Here is a 23,168-nt window from a genome sequence, read left to right as displayed (position 1 = left end):
CGTTTTGTCTTCCGGAAGTTGCATTCGACGAAATAACGGAACATACTCCACCCATGCTCTCCAGTACCCACAATCAACGCGTCCTCGATCTGGCCAGCCAGAAGGGGCTACTGCGCGCCAGCGATCTGGACGCCATCAGTGCGCCTCGGGTCGTTCTGACGCGCCTGACCGCTGCGGGTCTACTAGAGAAGGTGGGGCGTGGCCTTTACCGTCTGCCGGATGCGCAGGTTTCGGAATTCGAGAGCCTTGGCACCATCGCCACCAAGGTACCTCAAGCGGTGTTCTGCCTGCTTACGGCGCTGCAGTTTCATGAGCTGACCACACAGCTGCCGCGTCAGATCTGGATCGCCATGCCTCGGGGCAGCCACCCGCCCCGGGTCGACTACCCGCCCGTCAAGATGGTGCAGTTCACGGGTGATGCCTACTCGGCAGGGATTGAGGAAGTCGAACGCGACGGTGTCAGGCTTCGGGTGTACGGCGTGGCCAAGACCGTGGCGGACTGCTTCAAGCACCGCAACAAGATCGGGCTGGATGTGGCGCTGGAGGCGCTGAAGGACGCTCGGGCGCGCAGCAAGGCATCCGTCGACGACATCTGGCGTTTCGCCAAGATATGCCGCGTTGCCAATGTGATGCGCCCCTATCTGGAGAGCGTTGGATGAGTACTGCCGCCCCAAATGTTGCGGCGTCCGTCCGTGCGCGTCTGCTCAATGTCGCCAAGGCGCAAGGCGTCGATTTCAATCAGGTGCTGGTGCGCTTTGCCTTGGAGCGCATCCTCTATCGGCTGACCCAGTCGCCGCACGCGGACCGTTTTCTGCTCAAAGGTGCGCTGCTGTTCACGCTCTGGTACGACATGCCACACCGGGCCACACGCGACGCCGATCTGTTGGGTTTCGGTGCCAGTGATCTGGAGTCAGTGGCCCAAGTATTCCGGGACATCGCAGCTGTACCGGTCGACGACGGCATCGTGTTCGACCCAGCCTCCGTCACGGTCGAGGAGATCCGCAAGGAAGCTGGCTACGGCGGCGTTCGCGTGATGATTGCAGGCGATCTGGCCAGAGCACGCTGCAAGACCCAAATCGATGTCGGCTTCGGCGACGCCGTCACCCCAGCGCCTGTTGATTCGGTCTACCCAGTACTGCTGGAGGAAATGCCCGCGCCACGACTGCGGGCCTACCCAACGTACACCGTCATCGCGGAAAAGCTCCACGCCATCGCGTTGCTGGGCATGACCAACAGCCGCCTGAAGGACTACTTCGATCTGTCGGTGCTGGTGGAACGGGAAACTCTGGACACTGATCTGCTGGCCCAAGCGATCAAGGCCACATTCGAAAGACGCGGCATGGCGGTTCCTGACGCGCTGCCAGTCGGCCTGACGGACGAGTTTGCGCACGACGCTTCGCGCCAGGCGCTGTGGCTGGCATTTCTCAAGAAGAACGAACTTCCGCCAGAACCCTTGCCCGCCATCGTTGGCCGCTTGAGCGTGGCATTGGCACCCGCGCTGAACACCGTCGCTCGTTGAATATCCCTTCATAGGGCAGCCGCTTCGCGCCCTTCGCCACGGTCAGTGGCGGTCTCCATACGGACTTTGCATGGAGACCACGATGACTACTCGACTTTGCGCGCACTGCGGCCAACCCTTCGAACCCCGCCCACAGGTTCCCGACCAAGTGTCGACTCCCCGCAATTCAATGCCAGCTAAAACTAGAGGTCTGCGGTTGATGTTGATCACGGAACTCAGCGGGCGTTAGTCCGCCCAGGCTGTCGTGCGGGATCTGTTGGTTGTAGTCGGCAAGTCAGTGTTCGGTCTGTTCGCGGACCTCGCTCAGCGTGCGGAAGAGATGCATGTCCAGCACGCCGCGCCTGTAGCTGCCGTTGAAGCGTTCGATAAAACCGTTCTGCATCGGACGCCCCGGTTCAATGAAGTCCAAGGCGATGCCCTTACGCTCGGCCCACTCGGACAAGGCCAGCGCGACAAATTCCGGCCCGTTGTCCAAACGTAGCTTGTTCGGATAGCCGCGCCAAGCTGCGATGCGTTCCAACGTGCGGATGACGCGGGCGGCCGGAAGATTCAGGTCCACTTCGATCGCCAAGGCTTCCAGACTGAAATCGTCGATGACATTGAACGTGCGAAAACGCCGACCGTCCCATAACGCATCGGACATGAAGTCGATCGACCATCCAGCATTGGGGCGATCACCGCAGGCCAGCGGCTGTGGATGACGCGTCGGTACCCGGCGCCTGCTGCGACGACGTTGATTGAGCTTCATCAGGCAATACACGCGCCAGACCCTCTTGTGGTTCCACACATGTCCGCGACGGCGGATGATTTGAAAAAGTTTTCCAAATCCACGCTCAGGAAAACGCTCGGCCAACTCGGACAACAGCGCGATAACCTCATCATCCCGATCGGGACGACGCTGATAGCGCATCGTCGAGCGCGCCACGCCAACCACCGAACAGGCCCGGCGCTCGCTCCAGCCATGCTGCTCGATGAGCCAGGCCAGAAGCGGGCGCTTGTGCGCCGGGTCTACAGTTTTTTTGCGATGACATCCTTCAATGCATGGTTTTCCATCGCCAGCTCGGCGTACATGCGTTTGAGCTTGTTGTGCTCGGTCTCCAGGTCGCGAAGGCGCTGCACATCAGCGGCCTCCATGCCGCCGTACTTGGATTTCCAGACGTAGTACGTCGCATCGGAAATCCCTAGCTCACGACACACATCCTTGACTTGGCGGCCACCCTCGACCTGCTTCAGCGTGGCGACGATCTGGCTATCGGTGAACTTGCTCTTGCGCATTGGTGGTCTCCTTGATGGCTAGTGTGCCCGGAGACCTCTAGTTATGGCTGGATCAAGTTTACGGGGAGTCGACACTTGAGCCGCTTGGCATCGGGCACGCTCATCCCGCCGAACTTGCTGCGCCACAGATAATAGGAAGCCTCGCTGAAGCCATGCCGCCGGCACAGGTCCTTGATCGCCACACCGGCATCAGCTTCGCGCAGGAAGCCGATGATCTGTTCTTCAGAAAAACGCTTCTTCACGTCCAATCTCCTCGAGTTAGGGAATTGGACTCCAAACTGAGGTGCTACTCAAAATCGGGGGGGCGTCGCTGGAGCCGGAAACCAAGTGGGTGACCGATATCACCGAGATCAAGACCCAGCAGGGCAAGCTGTATCTGTGCATCGTATTGGATCTGTACGACCAGCGCATTGTTGGCTGGTCAATGCACGCTCGGCAGGACCGTCAGATGGTGATCCGGGCTGTGCAGATGGCGGTCTGGCAGCGGCAAGGAAGCGATGAGGTGATTGTGCATTCGGATCGTGGCAGTCAGTTCCGCAGCGGTGACTACCAGAGGTATCTGGCGGCTAACGGGCTGATCTGTTCAATGAGCGCTGTGGGGCATTGCGGCGACAACGCGGCCTGCGAAGGCTTTTTTGGACTACTCAAGCGTGAGCGGATCTATCGAACGAGCTACACCACACTGGATGGAGCAAGAGCGGATGTGTTTGACTACATCGAGCGACGCCACAACCCAAGGATGCGGCGAAGGGCGGCCAAGCAGGATCAGAAGGTTGCAGCTCTTTTACAACCGTCCGTGATATCGGGGTAGAACCCGTTCATCATCGGCCTTCGAGGACTGATCAATGGCGACGCACGATGCCTGGGCCCTGATTTGCCGGCTGTTCGCAGGCGGCACGCCGGTGCTGCGGGCCACGCTCTCGCCACGCGAGGTATCTGCTTTGTCTGCGCTCGGCAAAGCCGTCAGGCCAACAGTGGTGGATCAATCTTTTGTGCTCTGCCCCCACTGTCAGCAGCATCGGGCACAGGTCTGGGGCGATGGACGGGGCGGTCGGATCTGCCGGTGCCCGGAGTGTGGCCAGGTGCCTGTGGAGGCAAGCGACGGTGCGGCGTTGGCCCTGGATGAAGACTGGCTGCGGCAGAAAATGCGCCTCGCGCTCGACATCGAGAGCCGCGACGACATCGATGACTTGGGCGACTGTGCTTGGCGGCTCGGTAATGCCCGCAGCTCTCCGGTCGTGCTGGCCCGAGATCTGACGAGAGTGCTGCATGAGCCGACCTTGCTGGATCGTATTCGGGTGGCGGGAAGCAACATCCGGGTCATCACTCCCAGGCCGCGCACGACGCGTGGATCGCCTTTCGGCTCAGGAGTGGAATGGCTGGCGCTGGAAGAACGATTCACGTTCTATGGCGGCGGGATCTCGTTCATCCCTTCGGCACCGTCTGCAGCGCCAGCAGTGGTCGATCCGGCCGCACCTGTGAACGGGCCATTCTCGGCGGACTTCAAGTGGGCGACGCTGCCGGACGTGCAGGCCACGCCGATCCGGTTCACCGATGGTCAGGCTAAGGTCTTCGAGTCGCTGTGGTCGTTCAAGGGAGTCGAGGTGGACGGAGAAAGGATCATGCAGCGCGCTGGCCAGAAGAGCGACAAGCCGATTGACCTGTTCAAGATCAAGTCGAAGGACAAGGGCAAGCCGGAGCACGAGGCTCGACTGGCGGCCTACGGAGCACTCGTCGTCACGCAGCAACGCGCAGGCTTGTATTCCATGCCTTGCGCGGCGGCAGTGTTGGCGTGACGGACTGCTGCTCCAAGCAAGCCCGACAACGAATGGCAATGGCACGCGCACAAATCATGGTCGCAAATGGCCATGTGCGTGTGCCACGGCGAAGAAGTTAGCGCCGATTTCGAGAGAAGAGAGGGCGGAACGGAGGGCAACCGGGGATGCCCCTGCCAGGCCATAGGACCTCGGTCGCACACGCAGAATGTGCGGGAACCCCGCGTGTCATGCGGGAAGCACAAATGAAAACGCCCAACTGAGAACAGTTGGGCGCTGAATTTTGGTGGAGCGGAAGGGGATCGAACCCTCGACCTTCGCGATGCGAACGCGACGCTCTCCCAGCTGAGCTACCGCCCCACGTGCTTCGATTCTACCCACAAGCCGCGCGGTTCGCCAAGCGAAGGGCGCGGCCGACGGTGCGAGGCGGCACTGTCGTGCGGGCTATCGCCTTACTCGCGAACCAGCGGAAACTTGAGGTCCGGGTTCTTGGCCTTCCATTCCTTGTACGACGCCGACCCTTCCCAGGCAGCGAAAGCCTTCGGCGTGCGGCCACGACCGGACCAGGTTTCGCCGGTGTGCGGTAGCTCGTACTTGGGCTTCACTTCGCTGCGGCCGCTCTTGACCACTTCCTTGCGCGCGGTAGTGGTGCCCAGGTAAGCGGCAATGTCGTTGCGCTGCTTGGTGTTGAAGTGACCGGCGAACTGCTCGAGCAGCGAAACGATGGTGGCATGCGCAGAGGATGCCTCGCTCGCGCGCTCGGTTTTCTCCTGTTCTTCCAGCTTCTGCAATTCGTCCAGCAGCTTGGCTTTGGCTTGCGCGATGGAATCCAGTTTCGAAGAGGTATTGCTCACAGAGGTATGGCCTCGGAATAAGAGTGGACACGCCGCCCGAAGGGCGCGCGGCATTATGGCATGTGGCCCGGGAGCGGCCGTTGTGGAACAGGGGCTTGCACATGGCGTGAACAGGCTTTTCACGACGCCTGTTCGAACGCTTTCGCATTGTCGCTACGGGCGCTGCTGGGCCGAAGGCTCACGTTAGCAGACCCGACCACGACGATACAGGAGCATGTCATGAGTGACGACAAACGCAACGTCGGTTCGCCAGACCGCGACCGCATCAACGTCAATGAAGCCTATGAGCTGCAGTACTGGACCAAGACCCTGGGCGTCAGCGCCGAGGAGTTGCGCGCGGCCGTGCAGAAGGTGGGGCCAATGGCCGCCAGCGTACGCCAGCACCTGGGCAAATAAGCGGAAGGTCCGTCATGAGCCTGAGCGAATATCGCCGCAAGCGCAGCTTTAACAAGACCCGCGAGCCGGAGCCGGGCAAGGCCCTGCCGCCGGGGCAGCGTGCGCTCTTCGTGGTGCAACTGCACCACGCCAGCCGCCGCCATTACGACTTTCGCCTGCAGGTGGGCGATGCGCTCAAGAGCTGGGCGGTGCCGAAGGGTCCCAGTTACGACCCCAAGGTCAAGCGCATGGCAGTGGAGGTGGAAGACCACCCGGTCGATTACGCCAGTTTCGAGGGCGAGATTCCCAAAGGCGAATACGGCGGCGGGCATGTGGCGCAGTTCGATCATGGCGTGTGGGCCACCGCGGGCGACCCCGAAGCGCAATTAGCCAAGGGACATCTGCGCTTTGAGTTGTTCGGCAACAAGCTCAAGGGCGGTTGGCATCTGGTGCGCTCGGGCAAGCCGGCGCGGCAGCCGCAGTGGCTGTTGTTCAAGGACGACGATGCCTACGCCGGCACGTTGGAGGCCGATGACCTGCTGGCCGACGTCGCTGCCGCGCCTGCCGAGGATGTACGCCGCGCAGGCGCCGGCAAGACCCAGCGCAAGGCGCTGACGACCGTGCCGCCGCCGGCGGCGAAGAGGCGTGGTACCTGGGCGAAACAGGCGCTGGCGCTGAGCAATGCACGTCGCGCCGAGATGGAAGATGCCCCGTTTGCACCGCAGCTGGCCAAGCTGGGGCAGTCCCCGCCAGAAGGGGCGCAGTGGCTGCATGAAATCAAATGGGACGGTTATCGCATCCTGGCCACCGTGACCAACGGCAAGGTGAGGCTATGGTCGCGCAATGCATTGGAGTGGACCGACAAGACGCCGGAAATTGCCGATGCCATCCGGTCGCTGGGCCTGCGCAGCGCGCAGATCGATGGCGAACTGATCGCCGGACGCGGCACCAAGGACGACTTCAACCTGCTGCAGGCCACCTTGTCCGGCGAGCGCCAGGTGCCGCTGGCGCTGGCGGTATTCGACCTGTTGCATGTGGACGGGGTGGACATCAGCGAGGCGCCGCTGCGCGAACGCAAGCGGCTGTTGCAGCAGGTGCTGGAGGCTGCACCTCACACGCATCTGGCCTATAGCTCGCACGTCGAAGGCGATGGCACCGAGGCGTTCCGGGTGGCCGGGCAACAGCACTTCGAAGGCATCATTTCCAAGCGCGCAGATCGCCCGTATCGCGATGGGCGTAGCGACGATTGGCGCAAGACCAAACAACTGGCCAGCCAGGAGTATGCGGTGGTCGGCTACACCGCGCCCAAGGGCAGCCGCAGTGGCTTCGGCTCGCTGTTGCTGGCCGCGCCGGATCCGGTGCATGGCTGGTTGTATGTGGGCCGTGTGGGCTCCGGGTTCTCCGATGCCTTGATGCGCGAGGTCACCCCGCAACTGGAAGGTGGCGGGCGCAAACCCACCGCGCATATTCCCACCGAAGACACCGACCTGCGCGGCGCCACCTGGTTTGCGCCGCGCTTTGTGGTGGAGGTGTTCTATCGCGGCATTGGTGGGCAACAGTTGTTGCGCCAGGCATCGTTCAAGGCGCTGCGCCCGGATAAGCGCATTGCCGATCTGGCCGACAGCGATGCCGGAAATGGCCCGGCTACACCGTTCTCTGCCAGGCGTTCGGCAACAACGCGTGCTGCCAAAGACGCAGCAACGCAGGTGCCCAAACGTGCAGCGACGCGGGCAACAGCGCCTGCGCGCAAATCTGCGGTTGCCACACCTTCCTCGGCTGCGCTGCCGACGCTGTCCAGCCCGACCAAGCTGATCTACCCGGATATCCGCGCGACCAAGGGCGATGTCTGGGACTATTACCAGGCGGTGATGGACCACCTGTTGCCGCAGATCGTGGGACGGCCGCTGTCCATCATCCGCTGCCCCAGCGGCGCGGAAAAACCGTGTTTTTTCCAGAAGCACCATACTGCCGGCCTCGAGCGTGTGAGCTCGGTCAAGCTGACCGAAGAGACCGGAACCAACGCGTATTACCTGGTGGTCGAAGACGCGCCTGGCCTGCTGGAACTGGTGCAATTCAATGCGTTGGAATTCCACCCCTGGGGCTCGCATGCGGACCGCCCGGACGTGGCCGACCGGGTGGTCTTCGATCTCGATCCGGGCCCGGACGTGCCGTTTGCCGAGGTCAAACGCGCGGCCAACGATATTCGCAAGCTGCTGGCGCAGCTGGAGCTGGAATCGTTCCTGCGTGTGTCTGGCGGCAAGGGGCTGCACGTGGTGGTGCCCCTGAACCCCGGCTGCGATTGGGAGGTGACCAAGCGTTTCGCCAAGGGATTTGCCGATGCCCTGGCGCAGGCGCAGCCGCAGCGGTTCATCGCCACTGCCACCAAGCGGCTGCGCAACAAGCGCATCTTCGTGGACTACCTGCGCAACGGCCGTGGCGCCACTGCGGTTGCGTCCTATTCGTTACGCGGCCGCCCCGGGGCGCCAGTCGCGTTGCCGCTGGCGTGGTCGGACCTGTCCAAGCTGCAGCGCGCCGATGCATTCACCTTGCGCGATGTCCCGGAGAAGCTGCGCCGTCGGCGCAAGGACCCCTGGGCAGACATGGACGGCATCCGGCAAAACCTGGCGCGCTGGGCAGAACAGGACCAGGACTGATGTGATGCGACGCAGAGAATTCCGGCGTGCCGCCGCGCGGCGCGACCGGTAGCGAAATCGCCGTGCGACGCAGGCGCTTCGCAAGGTCCTCACGCATTCCAATACTGCTTGCGAGGCGGTCTTCGCCGGTTCGGCGCCGCTCGCCTGTACCTGACGAAGAGCCCGCATCGCTGCAGGCTCCGCGCCATCACCGCGGCAATCCTAAGCCGCAGTGTCGTCCAGCAGCGGCATCAGCTGTGATTCCAGCAGGGCACGACGCCATTGGCCCAGCGCCGCAGGCCAGCTGCGTTGTTCCATCAGGGTTTCCAGGTGGCGGCGCGAGGCCAGCAGGCCGTCCGGCAGGCCGAGTTCGCGGCTACGCTGCGCCACGGCGTCCTGCAGCCGTTTGAGTACGGCCTTGTTGCCGTCGGTGGCGGCCTGCGCCAGCGGCGCGTGCTCTTCATCCGGCAGCGGGATGTTGAGCGCATCCCACACCGCGTTGGCAAGCTTGCGCGGCGCCTTGGGGAATTTATCGAACTGGCGCAGCAAGGCTTCCAGGTCGGCGGGCGGAAACCGCGCCAGCTGGCTGGCCAGTTCGTTGTCCAGGATCCAGCTGCGCGGTCGATCGCTCTGCCGCGCCTGCAGGTCGCGCCAACGCAGCAGGCGCAGCAGGCGTCGTTGCGCGGCCGGTTCCAGGAACTGTGCGGCACGCAGGCTCACATGCGGCCAGCGCTCGCCATCGTCGTGCTCCACCGTGGCGAGCAGGCGCTCGGCATCTTCGGCCAGCCACTCCAGACGGCCCTGCTCGGCGAGGCGGCGGGTGAGCGCGTCGTGGATCGCAAACAGATAGCGCACGTCGTCGGCGGCATATTCCAGTTGCGCCGGCGACAGCGGGCGACGCATCCAGTCCGAGCGTGTCTCGCCCTTGGTCAGCAAGGTGCCGGTGACTTCCTGCACCAGTTTCTGGTAGCCCATGCCGCCGCCGACACCGGCCAGGGCCGCGGCGATCTGGGTGTCGAACAACGGCCGCGGCAAGGCGCCACACGCGCATTTGAACGTGACCAGGTCTTCGCTGGCGCTATGCATCACCTTGACGATGTCGGTGGCGGTCAACCACTCCTTGAGCGCCGCGTTCATGCCGGGGATCAGCGGGTCGATCAGCAGGATCTCATCGCCGATGGCCATCTGCACCAGGGCCAGCTGCGGCCAGTAGGTGCGCTCGCGAATGAATTCTGTATCCAGGCCGATGCGCGACGGTCGCGCTGCCTGCAGGCGGTCAGTCAGCTCGGAGGGGTGGATGATCCAATGGGGCACGTGATTTCCGTCGGCGGCAAGGGTTTGCGCAGAGCGCGCAGAATAGCCTAACGTCGCGATCGCCTGTCGTGCGGCAGAGCACTGGAAGGAGCAGGTGGTGGGTGAGTGCGGTGACCGGATGGCAGCGTGGGCAATGGTCGCGCTGAGGGCGACTGGCAAAATTCCTGCGCAGCCAGCAGGCGGGCGCGGCCGCGGTGCGGAATCGGCATCTGGCACGCCTACGCTCCGGTTCCTGCGCGCCCGCCTTGCCCGCCCGAGCGCTGCTCGCTGCGTTTTGTTGGCCGCTCTTAGCCTGTGCGCCTGTTCGCGCACGCCGACGCCCGCGCCTGCGGCTGCGCCGCAACCGGCACCTGCCGCCGTGCCGAGCAAGCCGAACGTTTCCATCGGTGGCGAAGAATCCGCCGAAACCGTGGCGCAATGGCAACCGCCGGTGGTGGAGTTGGGCGACGAGCCCCTGGCGCAGGTGCGCAAGCGTGCCGACCAGGCATTGCGGGAAGACCGCCTGTATCGCGACGCCGGCGATGCGATCCCGTTGTATCTGGCGATCCAGCAGCGCGCCGGTGGCAAGGATGCAGCCAGCCGGCGTGGCCTGGAGCAGGCGCGTGACCGGTTGCTCGAACGCGGCGCGGCGCTGATCGCACAAACCGAGCGCCAGGACGACGCGTTGGAGCAGGCGCGTGAGGTGGCCTTCGTCGCGCTTGCCCTTGCGCCACAGGACCCGAAGGTGCGCGCACTGCAGCGCGAGGTGGAAACCGCGCAGCGCGTGCTGGCGTTCAACCGCGCCGGTGAAGAAGACCTGCGCGGCGGGCGGCTGGGCGAAGACGGCAATGGCGCGCTGGTGAATTTTCGCGATGCCGCGCAATTGGATCCCGACAACCCGCGCACCCGGCAGGGCCTGGCCGCCGTGGAAAGCGGCCTGCTGGAGCGCGCCGAACAGGCGGCGCAGGCGAGCGACTTCATCGGTGCACGTTACTGGCTGCAGATGGCGGGGCAGGTACGCGATCGTGCGCCCACCATCGCCGATGCGCGCGCGCGGGTGGAACGCGTGCGCCGGGCGCAGATCGCGGCGTTGCACGACGCCGGTCTGCACGATCTGACCTCGCCGCGCGGGCTCAAGGCGGCCGGCGAGAAGCTTGCCGAAGTGTTGCGCATCGCCGACCCCGGAGATCCGGTGGCCGGCGATCTGCGCCGCCGGCTGGAACTGGCCACGCATTACGGCAGCTTCCGTCCCGGGCAGGTGTTCACCGACGGGCTCAAGGTCGGCGGGCGCGGGCCGCAGATGATCGTGGTGCCGCATGGCGCATTCCAGATGGGAGCCGGCGATGCGGAGCCGGGCGCTTCCGACAACGAGCGCCCCGCCCATTACGTGCGCTTCGCACGCGGCTTTGCGTTGTCGATCACCGAGGTCACGGTTGCCGAGTTCCGCCAGTTCGTCGATGCCACCGGCGCACGCCCGCGTGCCACCCGGCGTGGGCATTCGGTGGTTTACGACGAGCGCAGCGGCAACTTCATCCGCCGCAGCGGCGTGGATTGGCAGTCCGACTACAACGGCGCCCAGGCCGCGCCCAACAGCCCGGTGATGCACGTCAGCATTCGCGACGCCGAAGCGTATGCGAGCTGGCTGTCGGAACAGACCGGCCGCCATTACCACGTGCCCAGCGAGGCCGAGTTCGAGTATGCGGTCCGTGCCGGCACCACCGGACGTTACCCGTGGGGCAACGCGGGCTCGCCGCCGGCCGACGCCGGTAATTTCACCGGCGGCAACGACGTTTCGCGCAGCGGCCGGCACTGGAACAACGGCTTCGTCGGCTACGGCGATGGCTTCTGGGGTCCGGCGCCGGTCGGCAGTTTTCGCGCCAACGCCTGGGGTCTGCACGATATGGGCGGCAACCTGAGCGAATGGGTGGCCGACTGCTGGCACGCCAGCTACCGGCGTGCACCGGCCGATGGCGCTGCCTGGTACAACCCGGGCTGCCGGCAACGCATGATCCGTGGCGGCAGCTGGGCCAATTCGCCGCAACAGACGCGCGCGGCTTGGCGGCAGTCGCAGGATTCGGACACCACCAGTGCCCGTATCGGCTTTCGCGTGGCACGCGGAATCTAGCGACGACCTACGGCGGATGGGCGCGTCGATCGTGCGGTTCGTGACTGCAGGCTTCGGCTTGCCGTCGCTGTCGCCGCGAGCGCTTTCGGCTCGGCCCTAAAATCTGGGGACGCCTTGGCGGGGGCGTGTTCGCTCCGACAGAGTCGGCTCGGGGCGCGGCTAGGCGAGACAGGCATCTGTCGTGCACGACGAGAAACTCGGCCAAAAGAGCGCTGCAGTCGCGCGAGCGCCTCTGGGGATCGAGGACCCGCGGACGGCGGGCGCTTCCATCCAGCAACGTTCCGAGGACGACGAACGCAAGCGAAATTTCCGAGGCGGCAATCCCCGGCCGTTAGCGGTGCAGTGGGCGCTTGCAGGCGATGCGCCGCGCTGACCAAGCGTTGTGCGCAAGGTGGGGTTCAGTTGGCTTAACAGCGATGAACACCGCGTGCATGCGCAGTGAAACCGGCCGTGTCTGCTGTGGTCAAATCGCAACCGCTATCAAGGGACTGCCGTCATGGGCATGGGGATCAAAATGTTTCGTTGGGTGATTGCGATCTTGCTGATCGGCGGCAGCGGCTATGCCGTGGCGCGGCATCTGCAGGACAGTAATACGGCTGGGCATTACGGCTCGGTCGAAGTTCTCCGCCCGGAAGGGACGCCCAAGGCGATGGTGATCCTGCTGCCCGACAGCGCTCATCCGCAAGACAGCCAGAAGCTGGCCGACCTGCTGAGCGACGATGGCGCGCTGGTGGCAGTGGTCGACACCGCCAACTATCGTGAACACGTGCGCTCGCACCAAGCCGCCTGCAGCTCGCTGGCCGACGATGCCGAGCGACTGGGCAAGAAATTGTTGCGCGCCGAACACGTCGATGCGTTCCTGCCGCCGGTGCTGGTGGGGCAGGGCGATGGCGCGGTGCTGGCGCGTCAGGCGGTGGCCTCGGCCGCGCCCGACGTGCTGGGCGGCGCGGTGGTTGCCGACGCCGGCACCAAGGATCCAGGCCTGGCGTGCTCGCGCGATCTGCCCAATGCCAGTCAGGGCTTCCTGGACGATCTGGCCGATGCATCCAGCCCGATGCAGATCGCAGCGGCCACACGCGGGCACTTCCTGGCTGCGCAGTCGCAGGGCCTGGGCGACCTGCCGCTAGTGGAACTCCACGCACCTGGCAGCGACCGTCTGGTGGTGATGTTGTCCGGCGATGGCGGCTGGCGCGAGCTGGATAAAGGCATTGCCGCGCAGTTGCAGCAGCAGGGCGTGTCGGTGGTGGGCTGGAATAGCCTGCGCTACTTCTGGGGCAGCCGCACGCCGCAGCAGGTCGGGGCGGATCTGGATCGGGTGATCGCCAGCTATCGCCAGCGCTGGCATATCCAGCACGTTGCCCTTGTTGGGTACTCGTTCGGTGCCGATGTGTTGCCGTTCGCCTATCCGGAACTGTCGCCCCAGCAACGCGCTTCGGTGCAGTTCGTCAGCCTGCTCGGCCTGGGCCACGAGGCCGACTTCAAGGTGCGCGTCGGTGGCTGGCTGGGCTGGCATAACGACGCCGAGCGCGATGTGGAGCCGGCCATCCAGGCGCTGGACGCGCACCGCCTGCAATGCATCTACGGCAACGAAGAAAAGGACACGCTGTGCCCGGAGCTGCGCGCACGTGGCGTGCAGGTGCTGGCGCGTCCGGGTGGGCATCACTTCGACCACGATCCGGTGGTGCTGGCCAATCTGCTGATGGAGGGCTGGCAGCATGCAGCGCAGACGCCGATCGCGGAAACAGCAAGCCGCTCCTGAAGCCGCTTGCAATCGACGAAGCGTTGCATAACGTTTTCTGGATCGGTTGATCGACAAGCGGTGATCGCCAATGAGCACCTTCCTGCGAAGGTGCTCAACATTGAAGTGCTGCTGGCGGCCCTGCTCCAGCGAAATCGCGGACTCGCCCGACCCTGTGGCGTGTTTCGAAGGCGCTCTCTGGCACCGCGCCTATCCTTGTGGCACTCCGTGCAATGGGCACCTTCGAAGAGTTCATGTCAGCGCTTAGCGCCGACATTGCTGCAGGAGCGACGGCGCTGCGCATGGCTTGCGGTCAGCTTTCGCCAGACTCCACACGCACCTGGATGCTGCCATCGGCCAGCTGCGCGCGCAGGCGTTCGCCCGTGACCACCTCGGCGGCGCTGCGCACCACGCTGCCGTCGGCAGGGCGGGTCACGATGGCGTAGCCGCGCGCGACTGTGGCCAGCGGGCTGACCGCTTCCAGCGAGCGTGCAATGCTGCGCAGTTGCAGCTGATCATGCTGCAGGCGGCGTTGCATCGCCGCCTGCGGGTGCAGTGCCCGCAGGCGTTGCTGCAAGCCGGCCAGCTGGCGTTGCGGGTTGTGTGCTTGCAGCTGCGCTTGCCCACGCTGTACACGCGCCTGCAAGCGTTCGAGCACCTGCGTCATGCGCGCACGCAGCTGGCGACCGGCGTCTTGCTGGCGGCGATGGAGCAGTTGCAGGCGCGCCTGCGGGCTCTGCGCACGCAGCCGCAGTGCCAGTCTGTCTGCGCGTTGCATGGCATTGCCCAAGGCGTGTTGCTGCAGTTGGGTCATGCGTGCCTGCGCACGCCGCACGCGCGCGACCAGCTCGCGTTGATCGGGCACCAGCAATTCGGCCGCGACCGAGGGCGTGGGCGCACGCACGTCGGCCACGAAATCGCTGAGGCTGAAGTCGGTCTCGTGGCCGACTGCAGACACCACCGGCGTCTGCGCGGCGGCGATCGCGCGCGCCAGGCGTTCGTCGTTGAAGGCCCACAGATCTTCCAGCGAGCCGCCACCGCGGGTGATCAGGATGACGTCGTAGCGCCCGGAAGCATCGGCGCGTTGCAGCAGTGAGGTGATCTGTGCGGCAGCGCTGTCGCCTTGCACCAGCGAGGGCAGTAGATCCACTTCGAGCAGCGGAAAACGCCGCGCCAGCACGCTGAGCACATCCCGCACCGCCGCGCCGCTGGGCGAGGTGATCACCGCCAGCCGCTGCACATGCGCAGGCAGTGCCTGCTTGCGTTCGGCATCGAACAGGCCTTCGGCGGCAAGACGCGCGCGCAGTTCGTCGAAGGCGCGACGCAGGGCGCCTTCGCCGGCTTCTTCCATATGGTCGAGCACCAGCTGATAGTCGCCGCGTGCTTCGTACAGGGTCAGGCGCCCGCGCGCGAGCACGCGCAGGCCTTCGCGCGGCTGAAATTTCAGCCAGGTGCTCTTGGGCTTGAACATCGCGCAGCGGATCTGCGCGCGCGCATCCTTGAGTGTGAAATACAGATGTCCCGACGCGGGACGGGTGACGCTGCTCAGTTCGGCTTCCACCCACACCAGCGGGAAGCTGCCTTCCAGCAGGTCGCGCGCCAGTGAATTGAGCTGGCTGGGAGTGAGGATCTGATCGTTGCGGTCGGCCATCGCTGCATTATCCCGTAGCGACGACGGTCATGGGTGATCGGCTGCGAATGCCGATGCCGCCGGTGGCTGCGCCGATCGCGTGCACGTGCAGGCCGCAGCTGCTGCATGCGCGACGCGTGCGGGTCAGAGGTCGTGTTGCGCCAGCGCCCAGCCAACGTGTTCGCGCACCAGCGCCGAGTCGTCGTGGCGACGCGCTTGCAGTGCGGCCAGGACCTCTGGCGTGCCAGGCGCATTGCCCAGGCCCACGGCAATATTGCGCAACCAGCGCTCGTGTCCGCTGCGGCGGATCGGGCTACCCTCGGTGCGGCGCAGGAATTCGTCCTCGTTCCAGGCGAACAACTGCGGCAGCGTGGCCACGTCCAGGTCGTTGCGGGCGCGGAAATCGGCTTCGTCGGTGCGCTTGGCGAACTTGTTCCAGGGGCAGATCAGCTGGCAGTCGTCGCAGCCGAAGATGCGGTTGCCGATCGGCTTGCGCATGTCTTCGGGAATTGCGCCGTCGTGTTCGATGGTGAGGTATGCGATGCAGCGGCGCGCATCCAGCCGGTAGGGCGCGATGATGGCTTGCGTCGGGCAGATATCGATGCAGCGCGTGCAGGTGCCGCAATGCGCGGTGGCGGGCGTGTCGATCGGCAGTGGCAGGTCGAGGTAGATCTCGCCGAGAAAGAACCACGAGCCGCCATGACGATCGATCAGGCAGGTGTGTTTGCCGATCCAGCCCAGGCCGGCATTGCGTGCCAATGCGCGCTCCAGCACCGGCGCCGAATCGACGAACACGCGGAACCCGAATGGGCCGATTTCGCCCTGGATGCGCTCGGCGAGCTTCTGCAGCCGGTTGCGCATCAGCTTGTGGTAGTCGCGCCCCAGCGCATAGCGCGCCACATAGGCGCGGTTGCCGTCGTGCAAGGTGTTCCAGGCTTCGGTGTCGTCCTTGCGGCCGTAATCCATGCCAACCGACAACACGCGCAGGGTGCCGGGAACCAGTTCCTGCGGGCGCGAGCGTTTGTCGCCGTGCTGGGCCATCCAGTGCATGGTCCCGTACAGGCCTTCCTCCAGCCAGCTGCGCAGATGCACCTCGTCCTCGCCCAGCTCAATGCCGGTGATGCCGCACCGTTGAAAGCCGGCTTCGCGCGCAAGCACGCGAATGCGCGCAGCGGCATCGGCAGGGTCGGGGTGGGCAAGGGCGGCAGACATGGCGACAAGTATAGAATTCCCGGCATGTACGCACCGCTCGATCTTTACGACACCACCGCCGCGCGCACGCTCGATGCGCAGGCCACCACGCTGCTCGGCGGCGACGGCTACACCCTGATGCAACGCGCCGGGCAGGCGGCCTGGCAGTGGTTGCTGGAGCGCTGGCCGCAGGCGCGCCGCATCGTGGTGGTCTGCGGCACCGGCAACAATGGGGGCGACGGCTATGTGCTGGCGCGCCTGGCACACCGCGCAGGGCGTCAGGTGCGCGTGGTGCACCTGCCCGAACACGGCCCCGGCTCGGATCTGGCGCAGCGCGCCTGTACCGACTACCTCGCCGTCGGTGGGGCAATCGAATTGTTTCCGTATCCGCTGGCGCAGGCCGATGTGATCGTCGATGCGCTGTTCGGCATCGGCCTGAATCGCGCACCCGATGATGCAACCGCCGCCCTGATCGACGCCATCAACGCGGCGGGCGTGCCGGTGTTTGCGCTGGATGTGCCCAGCGGCATCGATGCCGACCATGGGGTGGCCTTCGGTGCGGCGGTACGCGCAGCACTGACCTTGCAGTTCATCGTGCCGCATCTGGGGCTCTACACCGGCGATGCGCTGGAACATGCCGGCGAGCGTCAGATCGCCGCGCTGGAGGTGCCGGTTTCAGCGTTCGACGGGCTCACGCCAGCCGCACACAGTTGGAATGGCGAGGCCCTTGCGGCGCAATTGCGCCCGCGTCGCCGCAACACGCACAAGGGCGAATCGGGGCGGGTGCTGTGCGTGGGCGGCAATCTCGGCAGCGGTGGCGCGATCATGCTGACCGCCGAAGCGGCGTTGCGCAGTGGCGCCGGGTTGGTGCAGGTCGCAACGCGCGCCGAGCATGTCACGCCGCTGCTGGCGCGCTGCCCCGAAGCGATGGCGCGTGCCGTGCAGGCCGATGACGACATCGCCACATTGGCCGAGACGGCAGATGCAGTCGCGCTCGGGCCCGGGCTAGGGCAGGACGCCTGGGCGCAGGCGTTGTGGCGTGCGGCGCTGGGCGCCGCTAAGGCAGTGGTGATCGATGCCGATGGGCTGAATCTGCTGGCCTCCACCAACGTTGCAGCGCATGGTCCGCGCATCTTGACGCCACATCCGGGCGAAGCCGGTCGTCTGCTTGGCCTTTCGACCCGACAGATTCAGCGCGATCGTCCGGCTGCTGCCGCTGCACTCGCAAAACGCTACGACGCCGTGGTGGTGCTCAAGGGCGCCGGCACCGTGGTCGCGTCGCCAGGTCACTTGCCGCGCATCATCGATGCGGGCAATCCCGGCATGGCGGTTGGCGGGATGGGCGATCTGTTGACCGGCGTCATCGCGGCATTGCTGGCGCAGGGCTTCTCGCCGTTCGATGCCGCCAGCCTTGGCGCCTTGTTGCACGCCTGTGCCGGCGATGCGGCCGCGCACGCAGGCGAGCGCGGCCTGCTACCCACCGACCTGCTTGCCGAGCTGCGCCGCCTCGCCAACGCTGGAGCCATCGCATGATCGACCTCAACGGACAGCTGCACGACGTGCAGGCCACCGAAACCCTGGGCCAGGCGCTGGCCGCCGTGCGACCGGCCAGCGCGGTGGTGCAGCTGCATGGCGACCTGGGCGCGGGCAAGTCCACGCTCGCGCGCGCGCTGCTGCGTGCGCTCGGTGTCACCGGGCCGATTCGCAGCCCCACCTACACCTTGGTCGAACGCTATCCACTGGCAACCGGCGATGAAGCCTGGCACCTGGACCTGTACCGCATTGGCCATGCCGGCGAGCTGGATTTTCTCGGGCTCGACGAGGGCAGTGCGAGCTTGTGGCTGGTCGAATGGCCGGAGCGCGGTGCTGGCGTGCTGCCGCCAGTCGATCTGGACGTTGAACTGGCTGTGGCTGGCGAAGGCCGCAGTGTTCGGTTGCTGGGCCGCAGTGCGATCGGGCATGCCTGGATGGAAAGGTTGTCCCAGCAGCCCCAGTTGCAGGCCCTTTTTGCCGCCGCACGAGAAGAATGAACGCCAGGTTATGGATTATTAAGGGAAATTGCCTTGCAATTCACACAGTTGGATGCTTGAATCCAGCGCCATGACACCGGGGATCCGCCAGTTCTTTCTTTCCGCCCTGACCGCCAGCTTGAGCCTGGCGGTTTTTGCTGCATGGGGCGGCGAAATCAAGGGGGTTGGCGTCAGTACCGGGGCCACCGGGACCCGTGCAGAAATTCAACTGGCCGGCAGCGGCGGCTTCAAAACGCTCTCGCTGGCGAACCCGACGCGCCTGGTTGTCGATTTTCCCGAATCCTCGGGCATGCGCGGTCTCAAGCTGCCGTCCGCTGCCGGATTGGTGACCTCGGTACGCACCGGTCAGCCGGTGCCTGGCACATTCCGTGTGGTGTTCGAACTGGCAACGCCGGTGACGCCGCTCAAGCCGCAGATGCAGACGCTGGGTAGCGTGTCGACATTGGTGATCGAATGGCCTGGCGATCCGGCGCCGGCGGCGGCCTCCGCCGTTGCTGCGGCTGCACCGACGGCAGCCCCGGCGCCGCGTCCGCTCAATGCGCAGGCCGAAGCTGCACGCGCAACGGCCGCCCTGGCCGCATCTGCGCAACGTGCCTCCTCGGTGCCGCCGTCCCAGCCGTCGTCTGTGCCGGCATCGGCGCTGCCCACTGTCACTCAGGCCCCGGTACCGACCACTGTCGCCACCGGTGTGCCGACGCCTCGGCCTGCCACCTCCGGTGCACCAGCGCCGACCGGCGTTGCCGCCAATACGCCGAACCGTGCCGCCGGGGCCGCTGCCAACGTCACGTCCGACGCGGTGGTGGCGGGCAGCAGCGCATCTGCAGCTGCCATCTTGAATGGCGGCAGCGCACCGATGGGCGCAACCTCCGGTAATGCCGCGGCAAATGCCCCCAATAGCGCCTCGAGCGCGGTGGCTGCTGCAGGCGACGACGACCTGCCGCCGCGCCCCGTGCTGCCAAGCGAAGCGTCGCGGGTCAAGATGGGGCCGGGCATGCGGCCGTTGATCGTGGCGATCGACCCAGGCCACGGCGGCCAGGACCCGGGCGCCATGGGTCCCACCGGCAAGCGCGAGAAGGACGTCACCCTGGCGGTCGGCCGTGAGCTGGCACGCCAGGTCAACGCCACGCCAGGCATGAAGGCCTACCTGACCCGCGATACCGACGTGTTCATTCCGTTGCCGATGCGTGCGCAAAAAGCCCGCGCCGCCAAGGCCGACATCTTCATTTCCATCCACGCCGACGCCGCCGAAAACCGCAGCGCCACCGGCTCCTCGGTGTACGTACTGTCGACCAAGGGAGCCTCGTCGCAACGTGCGCGCTGGCTGGCCGACAAGGAAAACGCGGCCGATCTGGTTGGCGGCGTGCGCCTGCAGCAAACCGAGAGCACCCTGGCCAACGTGTTGCTGGACCTGGCCCAGAGCGGCCATATGAAGGCCTCCGAAGATGCCGCCGGCCATGTGCTTGGAGGATTGAAGCGCATCGGCAACAACCACAAGCCGCAACTGGAACGCGCCAACTTCGCGGTGCTGCGTACCTCCGACATGCCGGCGATGCTGGTGGAAACCGCCTTCATTTCCAATCCGGACGAGGAACGCCGCCTGATCGATCCGGCTTATCAGCGCAAGATCGCTGGCGCCGTGCTGGACGGCATCGATACCTTCTTTACCCGCCAACCGCCGCCAGGCACGTTGTTCGCAGCACGTGCGCAGGCCGAAGCCGATGCAGTCGGCACCGTGGCCGGCGGCAGTCGCTGACCCGCTCGGCTATCATTCCGCACTGATTCCTTAGATGACGGCGCCTGTGCGCCGCCGGATTGCCGTGCCGAGGTCTGTCTTGCCTGTCACACCGCCGATCTACCGCGTTTCGCGCGTGCCGCAATGGAGCGTGCGCTAATGGCGATCCGCCAGCTGCCCGAGATTCTGATCAACCAGATCGCTGCCGGCGAAGTCGTCGAGCGGCCCGCATCGGTGGTCAAGGAACTGGTCGAAAACGCACTCGACGCCGGCGCCACGCGCGTGGATATCGAGCTCGAGGAGGGCGGCGTCCGGCTGATCCGCATCCGCGACAACGGGGGCGGCATCGCCCCGGACGAACTGCCGCTGGCCGTGTCGCGGCATGCCACCAGCAAGATCGCTTCGCTGGACGACCTGGAAACCGTCGCCACGCTGGGCTTCCGTGGCGAAGCCTTGCCGTCGATCGCCTCGGTCAGCCGCTTTACCCTGACCTCGCGTCGCCACGACGCCGAGCACGGCTCCGCATTGGAAATCGACGGCGGTCGCCTGGGCGAGGTGGTGCCGCGCGCGCATGCGCCGGGCACCACGGTCGAAGTGCGCGAACTGTTCTTCAACGTGCCGGCGCGGCGCAAATTCCTGCGTGCCGAACGCACCGAACTCGGCCACATCGAAGAGTGGTTGCGTTCGTTGGCATTGGCGCGGCCGGATGTGGAATTGCGCGTCTCGCACAACGGCAAGCCGTCGCGTCGCTACAAGCCGGGCGATCTGTATTCGGACGCGCGGCTGGGCGAAACCCTCGGCGACGATTTTGCGCGCCAGGCCTTGCGCGTGGACCACAGCGGCGCCGGTCTGCGCCTGCACGGCTGGGTTGCGCAACCGCATTACTCGCGTGCCAGCACCGACCAGCAGTACCTCTACGTCAACGGCCGTTCGGTCAGGGACCGCAGCGTGGCGCATGCGGTGAAGATGGCCTACGGCGATGTGCTGTTTCATGGCCGTCAGCCGGCGTATGTGCTGTTTCTGGAGCTGGACCCGGCACGCGTGGACGTCAATGTGCACCCTGCCAAACACGAGGTGCGCTTCCGCGAAGCGCGGCTGATCCACGATTTCGTCTATCGCACCCTGCAGGATGCCTTGGCGCATACCCGTGCCGGCGTCACGCCAAACAGTATCGGCAGCGATGGTGCCGGCGACCCAGGGGCGACCGCTGGCGGGCTGGGCAACATTGCTGGCAGCGGTGTTCCGAACCACGGCAACGCACCTGGCAGCAGCGGTAGCGGCTACAACTACCCGAGCTGGACGCCTTCGCAAACGCCGCTGGGACTGCGTGTGGACGAGGCGCGCGCCGCCTACAGCGCGCTGTACGCGCCGCCGCCCAGCAGTGCGCAGCAATCGGCAGGCATGCCGAGCATGGCCGGCACCGGGTTGCCGGCAACTGCGCAAGACAGCGGTGTTCCGCCGCTCGGTTATGCCGTCGCGCAGTTGCACGGCATCTACATCCTGGCCGAAAACGCCGAAGGCTTAATCGTGGTCGACATGCACGCGGCGCATGAGCGCATCGGCTATGAGCGGCTCAAAAATGCGCACGACAGCATCGGCCTGCACGCGCAGCCCTTGCTGGTGCCGATGACGCTGGCAGTGGGCGAGCGCGAAGCCGACACCGCCGAGCGCGAAGCGGAGACCTTGGCCACGCTCGGCTTCGAGATCACCCGGGCCGGCCCGCAGTCGCTGCACGTGCGCAGCATTCCCGCGCTGCTGGCCAATGCCGAGCCGGAGGCGCTGCTGCGCGATGTGCTGGGCGATCTGCGCGAGCATGGTCAAAGCCGCCGCATCGCCAGCGCACGCGACGAACTGCTCTCCACCATGGCGTGCCACGGTGCAGTGCGCGCCAACCGCCGCCTCACCGTGCCTGAAATGAACGCGTTGCTGCGCGATATGGAAGCCACCGAACGCTCGGGCCAGTGCAACCATGGCCGACCGACCTGGGCGCGGTTTACGCTGAGCGATATCGATCGTTGGTTTCTGAGGGGGCGTTGATGGCAGTGCACGGGGGGAAGGGCTGGCTGCTCGGCATGCTGGTCGCAGCGGCGTTAGTCGGTTGCGGGCGCGATGCGCCACCGCCGGCTGCGCCGGTCGCACTCGACAAGACATTTCTGGCCGACACCGCCGCCTGGCGCGAAGCGCGGCTGAAGGAACTGCGCGCGCCCGATGGCTGGACCAGCCTGGTTGGCCTGCATTGGCTGTCGCTGAAGGCGCATTACATCGGCAGCAGCGCCGACAGCGGTATCAGACTCGCGGTAGGCCCACCGAAGATGGGCATGGTGTCCACCGAGAACAACGCGGTCTGGTTCGTGCCCGAGCGTGGCGCCGCGCTGACCCTCGATGGCAAGCCGCTGACCAGCCGGATCCGCTTCCAGTCCGATCGCGATCCGCAGCCCACCCTGATCCATTTCGACCAGGGCAAGGGCGTGTTGAGCCTGATCCATCGCGGCGACCGGTATGCGCTACGGGTCAAGCATGCCGACGCGAGCTCGCGCACGCACTTCGCGGGTCTGGACTATTGGCCCTTGGATCCATCCTGGCGCATCAACGCGCGCTATGTGCCCAACTCCGTCGGCAAGACCATCCCGATCGTCGACATCGTCGGGATCAGCAGCGAGCAGCCGAACGCGGGCGCGATCGAGTTCGAGCGCGACGGCAAGACCTACCGATTGGAAACCATCGGCGAGCCAGGGCGGCCGATGTTCGTGGTATTCGCCGACCGCACCAGCGGTCACGGCAGCTATCCGGCTGGACGTTTTCTGGATCTGGACGTGCCCGATGCCTCGGGGCATGTCATCGTCGATTTCAACCGCGCCTACAACCCGCCATGCGCGTTCACCCCATTCGCCACCTGCCCACTGCCGCCGCCGGAAAACCGCATCGATCTGGCGGTGTCGGCAGGCGAGAAGGCCTACAAGGTGCCGCACTGACATGCGCGCCATTCACATGTGCGGAG

General features: G+C 65.6%; 16 protein-coding genes, 1 tRNA gene, 1 other RNA gene and 3 pseudogenes. 14 read left to right on the top strand and 7 right to left on the bottom strand.

Annotated elements, in window-relative coordinates:
• Positions 1 to 53: 53 nt before the first annotated feature.
• The gene (locus AC1POX_RS12915) at positions 54 to 659 is read left to right on the top strand and encodes a type IV toxin-antitoxin system AbiEi family antitoxin domain-containing protein (RefSeq protein ID WP_062794306.1); all 606 of its coding nucleotides are present in this window, start codon (positions 54 to 56) and stop codon (positions 657 to 659) included.
• Entirely contained in the window at positions 656 to 1,519 is an 864-nt protein-coding gene (locus AC1POX_RS12910; protein ID WP_372356235.1) for a nucleotidyl transferase AbiEii/AbiGii toxin family protein, read from the top strand. Before AC1POX_RS12915 ends, AC1POX_RS12910 begins: the two co-directional genes overlap by 4 nt.
• A 166-nt stretch (positions 1,520 to 1,685) precedes the next feature.
• Here AC1POX_RS12910 and AC1POX_RS12905 read toward each other — a convergent pair.
• Together AC1POX_RS12905 and AC1POX_RS12900 are read right to left on the bottom strand one after the other, a co-directional pair.
• Positions 1,686 to 2,794: pseudogene (locus AC1POX_RS12905) on the bottom strand (IS3-like element ISXca2 family transposase).
• 74 nt (positions 2,795 to 2,868) lie between these two features.
• Positions 2,869 to 3,036, bottom strand: a pseudogene (locus AC1POX_RS12900) (transposase); the annotation flags it as partial.
• Between the two features lie 65 nt (positions 3,037 to 3,101).
• On the opposite strand from AC1POX_RS12900, the pseudogene AC1POX_RS12895 reads away from it, so the two are divergent.
• Together AC1POX_RS12895 and AC1POX_RS12890 are read left to right on the top strand one after the other, a co-directional pair.
• Positions 3,102 to 3,605, top strand: a pseudogene (locus AC1POX_RS12895) (IS3-like element ISXc8 family transposase); the annotation flags it as partial.
• Between the two features lie 34 nt (positions 3,606 to 3,639).
• Positions 3,640 to 4,590 (top strand): hypothetical protein, encoded by a 951-nt coding sequence (locus AC1POX_RS12890; RefSeq protein WP_372356234.1) that lies wholly within the window; start codon positions 3,640 to 3,642, stop codon positions 4,588 to 4,590.
• Between the two features lie 263 nt (positions 4,591 to 4,853).
• Here AC1POX_RS12890 and AC1POX_RS12885 read toward each other — a convergent pair.
• Together AC1POX_RS12885 and AC1POX_RS12880 are read right to left on the bottom strand one after the other, a co-directional pair.
• Positions 4,854 to 4,929, bottom strand: a tRNA-Ala gene (locus AC1POX_RS12885).
• Between the two features lie 92 nt (positions 4,930 to 5,021).
• A complete protein-coding gene (locus AC1POX_RS12880) occupies positions 5,022 to 5,423 on the bottom strand; it encodes an H-NS histone family protein (RefSeq protein WP_372356233.1) in 402 nt (133 codons plus the stop codon).
• A 219-nt stretch (positions 5,424 to 5,642) separates the two neighbouring features.
• Here AC1POX_RS12880 and AC1POX_RS12875 point away from each other — a divergent pair, with 219 nt between their 5' ends.
• Positions 5,643 to 5,819 carry a DUF3606 domain-containing protein gene (locus AC1POX_RS12875; RefSeq protein WP_008576119.1) on the top strand — a complete coding sequence of 59 codons (177 nt, stop codon included), beginning with the start codon at positions 5,643 to 5,645 and terminating at the stop codon, positions 5,817 to 5,819.
• A gap of 14 nt (positions 5,820 to 5,833) precedes the next feature.
• A complete protein-coding gene (gene ligD / locus AC1POX_RS12870) occupies positions 5,834 to 8,452 on the top strand; it encodes a DNA ligase D (protein WP_372356232.1) in 2,619 nt (872 codons plus the stop codon).
• Between the two features lie 201 nt (positions 8,453 to 8,653).
• Here ligD and rnd read toward each other — a convergent pair whose 3' ends face one another.
• On the bottom strand, positions 8,654 to 9,745 hold the full coding sequence (gene rnd, locus AC1POX_RS12865; protein WP_046935119.1) for a ribonuclease D: 1,092 nt from the start codon (positions 9,743 to 9,745) through the stop codon (positions 8,654 to 8,656).
• 207 nt (positions 9,746 to 9,952) lie between these two features.
• Here rnd and AC1POX_RS12860 point away from each other — a divergent pair.
• The 3 genes from AC1POX_RS12860 (at position 9,953) to AC1POX_RS12850 (ending at position 13,608) form a co-directional block, all read left to right on the top strand.
• Positions 9,953 to 10,028, top strand: a non-coding RNA gene (locus tag AC1POX_RS12860) — sX9 sRNA.
• A complete protein-coding gene (locus AC1POX_RS12855; protein WP_228729617.1) occupies positions 10,020 to 11,849 on the top strand; it encodes a formylglycine-generating enzyme family protein in 1,830 nt (609 codons plus the stop codon). The genes AC1POX_RS12860 and AC1POX_RS12855 overlap by 9 nt, the downstream gene beginning before the upstream one ends.
• Positions 11,850 to 12,345: 496 nt before the next feature.
• Complete coding sequence (locus tag AC1POX_RS12850; RefSeq protein WP_014090381.1) at positions 12,346 to 13,608, top strand: virulence factor; 1,263 nt, start codon at positions 12,346 to 12,348, stop codon at positions 13,606 to 13,608.
• Between the two features lie 292 nt (positions 13,609 to 13,900).
• Here the strand turns inward: AC1POX_RS12850 and xseA are convergent, their stop codons facing one another.
• Entirely contained in the window at positions 13,901 to 15,238 is a 1,338-nt protein-coding gene (xseA, locus tag AC1POX_RS12845) for an exodeoxyribonuclease VII large subunit (RefSeq protein ID WP_122273002.1), read from the bottom strand.
• A gap of 123 nt (positions 15,239 to 15,361) precedes the next feature.
• Entirely contained in the window at positions 15,362 to 16,429 is a 1,068-nt protein-coding gene (gene queG / locus AC1POX_RS12840) for a tRNA epoxyqueuosine(34) reductase QueG (protein ID WP_011347753.1), read from the bottom strand.
• Between the two features lie 24 nt (positions 16,430 to 16,453).
• Here queG and AC1POX_RS12835 point away from each other — a divergent pair, with 24 nt between their 5' ends.
• The 5 genes from AC1POX_RS12835 to AC1POX_RS12815 all read left to right on the top strand — a co-directional run bounded on the left by AC1POX_RS12835 (position 16,454) and on the right by AC1POX_RS12815 (position 23,142).
• Positions 16,454 to 17,941 (top strand): NAD(P)H-hydrate dehydratase, encoded by a 1,488-nt coding sequence (locus AC1POX_RS12835; protein WP_372356231.1) that lies wholly within the window; start codon positions 16,454 to 16,456, stop codon positions 17,939 to 17,941.
• Complete coding sequence (gene tsaE, locus AC1POX_RS12830) at positions 17,938 to 18,438, top strand: tRNA (adenosine(37)-N6)-threonylcarbamoyltransferase complex ATPase subunit type 1 TsaE (RefSeq protein WP_218533656.1); 501 nt, start codon at positions 17,938 to 17,940, stop codon at positions 18,436 to 18,438. Before AC1POX_RS12835 ends, tsaE begins: the two co-directional genes overlap by 4 nt.
• 70 nt (positions 18,439 to 18,508) lie before the next feature.
• Complete coding sequence (locus AC1POX_RS12825; protein WP_372356230.1) at positions 18,509 to 20,191, top strand: N-acetylmuramoyl-L-alanine amidase; 1,683 nt, start codon at positions 18,509 to 18,511, stop codon at positions 20,189 to 20,191.
• Between the two features lie 138 nt (positions 20,192 to 20,329).
• Positions 20,330 to 22,207, top strand: coding sequence for a DNA mismatch repair endonuclease MutL (gene mutL, locus AC1POX_RS12820; RefSeq protein ID WP_014090376.1), 1,878 nt, complete (start codon positions 20,330 to 20,332; stop codon positions 22,205 to 22,207).
• Positions 22,207 to 23,142 (top strand): DUF1684 domain-containing protein, encoded by a 936-nt coding sequence (locus AC1POX_RS12815; protein ID WP_372356229.1) that lies wholly within the window; start codon positions 22,207 to 22,209, stop codon positions 23,140 to 23,142. The genes mutL and AC1POX_RS12815 overlap by 1 nt, the downstream gene beginning before the upstream one ends.
• The last annotated feature ends 26 nt before the right edge of the window (positions 23,143 to 23,168 follow it).

The organism is Xanthomonas sp. NCPPB 3442 (assembly GCF_056725145.1).
The sequence above is the reverse complement of the archived record's forward strand: the minus strand, read 5'-3'. Positions and strand labels throughout refer to the sequence as shown.

Bases quoted from the DNA above. Each gene is read 5' to 3' on its own strand.
- AC1POX_RS12915 (WP_062794306.1), top strand. From the start codon at position 54: ATGCTCTCCAGTACCCACAATCAACGCGTCCTCGATCTGGCCAGCCAG.
- AC1POX_RS12910 (WP_372356235.1), top strand. From the start codon at position 656: ATGAGTACTGCCGCCCCAAATGTTGCGGCGTCCGTCCGTGCGCGTCTG.
- AC1POX_RS12890 (WP_372356234.1), top strand. From the start codon at position 3,640: ATGGCGACGCACGATGCCTGGGCCCTGATTTGCCGGCTGTTCGCAGGC.
- AC1POX_RS12875 (WP_008576119.1), top strand. From the start codon at position 5,643: ATGAGTGACGACAAACGCAACGTCGGTTCGCCAGACCGCGACCGCATC.
- ligD (WP_372356232.1), top strand. From the start codon at position 5,834: ATGAGCCTGAGCGAATATCGCCGCAAGCGCAGCTTTAACAAGACCCGC.
- AC1POX_RS12850 (WP_014090381.1), top strand. From the start codon at position 12,346: ATGGGCATGGGGATCAAAATGTTTCGTTGGGTGATTGCGATCTTGCTG.
- xseA (WP_122273002.1), bottom strand. From the start codon at position 15,238: ATGGCCGACCGCAACGATCAGATCCTCACTCCCAGCCAGCTCAATTCA.
- queG (WP_011347753.1), bottom strand. From the start codon at position 16,429: ATGTCTGCCGCCCTTGCCCACCCCGACCCTGCCGATGCCGCTGCGCGC.
- AC1POX_RS12835 (WP_372356231.1), top strand. From the start codon at position 16,454: ATGTACGCACCGCTCGATCTTTACGACACCACCGCCGCGCGCACGCTC.
- tsaE (WP_218533656.1), top strand. From the start codon at position 17,938: ATGATCGACCTCAACGGACAGCTGCACGACGTGCAGGCCACCGAAACC.
- AC1POX_RS12825 (WP_372356230.1), top strand. From the start codon at position 18,509: ATGACACCGGGGATCCGCCAGTTCTTTCTTTCCGCCCTGACCGCCAGC.
- mutL (WP_014090376.1), top strand. From the start codon at position 20,330: ATGGCGATCCGCCAGCTGCCCGAGATTCTGATCAACCAGATCGCTGCC.
- AC1POX_RS12815 (WP_372356229.1), top strand. From the start codon at position 22,207: ATGGCAGTGCACGGGGGGAAGGGCTGGCTGCTCGGCATGCTGGTCGCA.